Genomic DNA, 1,172 nt, shown 5'->3' with positions numbered 1-1,172 from the left:
GGTTGTGGTGAAGTGGTTAACACAACGGATTGTGGCTCCGTCATTCGCGCGTTCGATCCGCGTCAGCCGCCCCATTTGAAAATACACTCTGAAGAGAATCTTCAGAGTTTTTTTATAAACAGGAAGAGGTAGACGATGAAAAAGAGATGGAAAAGAGCGTGTGTGGCTGGCTGGATGGGTTTGATGCTGGCGGGCTGCCAGCCGGCACAAGCCCCGCAAGGCGCTTGCGATAGCGACAAGGCGTGCGCGGTCGACGCGCCGCAAGCCGAAAGCGGTCTTTCGGATCCGCAGCCCTTTGAGAGGGCGCTGACTTTTTTCGAGAATGGAGAAAGCGGCGTCTTGTATTTCGGATTTGCGGATTGTCCGTGGTGCCAGGAGGCGGTGCCGGTTTTAAAGGAAGAGACCGAAAAAGCGAGACGTTCCGTCGTTTTTATTCAAACGCGGGATGAAAACCGCGAACTGGAATATACGGACGAGCAAAAAGCGCGGATCACGCCGTATATCGAAGAGTACATGTCGGAAAACGACGAAGGGGAACTGACTTTGTTTGTGCCTTGCGTGCTCGTCATGGAAAACGGGACGGTCGTATCCGGCCATGTCGGCACGGTGGATGGACATGACGCTCATGAGCGGACTATGACGGATGCGGAAAAGGAGCAGCTGCATCAAACGTACGCGGCGATGCTACGCTAGCTATTTTTCATGGAGAAAGAGATAGCGCAGGGCGTACCATGCCAAAAGCGTAAAGGAAGGAAGAAAAAGACAGCGTTCAAACGCGATCCAGTCCCGGGCGCAAACGCTTGTCAAAACATTGGTGGCGACCGGCTGCCACTGCGGGTCGAGCGCGGTAAACGCGATGGAGCCAAACAACGAGCAGCCGGTCAGCAAGCTGGTAATCCAAAGCATGTGCCGGGTGGTGGCGGCATCGCTGAAAATCAACTTAAACATGAAAAAACCTCCAACGGATGATTATACGGGATGGAAAGGCGGCTTTCGATTCAAATGCTCGTCATTTGAAAAAAAGATAAAAAGTGGTTGCATTGGCTTTTTGTTCATGCTAATATAAGTGAGCGCTAATGATTGGCGTCGACAATTATTCTTGGAGATGTACTCAAGTGGCTGAAGAGGTGCCCCTGCTAAGGGTATAGGTCGGGAAACTGGCGCGAGAGTTC

The 1,172-nt window shown here is 52.1% G+C and carries 2 protein-coding genes; one reads left to right on the top strand and one right to left on the bottom strand.

Annotated elements, in window-relative coordinates; all coding sequences use genetic code 11:
- The first annotated feature begins 135 nt into the window (after positions 1 to 135).
- Positions 136 to 693 carry a thioredoxin family protein gene (locus ABNS49_RS13705; protein WP_348688294.1) on the top strand — a complete coding sequence of 186 codons (558 nt, stop codon included), beginning with the start codon at positions 136 to 138 and terminating at the stop codon, positions 691 to 693.
- Here the strand turns inward: ABNS49_RS13705 and ABNS49_RS13700 are convergent, their stop codons facing one another.
- Positions 694 to 948: a hypothetical protein gene (locus ABNS49_RS13700; RefSeq protein ID WP_135981019.1), complete on the bottom strand. Its 255-nt coding sequence runs from the start codon at positions 946 to 948 to the stop codon at positions 694 to 696.
- Between the last annotated feature and the right edge of the window lie 224 nt (positions 949 to 1,172).

Source organism: uncultured Dubosiella sp. (assembly GCF_964018005.1).
GTDB classification, from domain to species: domain Bacteria; phylum Bacillota_I; class Bacilli_A; order Erysipelotrichales; family Erysipelotrichaceae; genus Dubosiella; species Dubosiella muris.
Note: the sequence above shows the minus strand (reverse complement) of the source record. Positions and strands in the feature narration are given on the sequence as shown.

Excerpts from the sequence above, each read along its gene's own strand:
- ABNS49_RS13700 (WP_135981019.1), bottom strand. The coding sequence starts at position 948 with ATGTTTAAGTTGATTTTCAGCGATGCCGCCACCACCCGGCACATGCTT.
- ABNS49_RS13705 (WP_348688294.1), top strand. The coding sequence starts at position 136 with ATGAAAAAGAGATGGAAAAGAGCGTGTGTGGCTGGCTGGATGGGTTTG.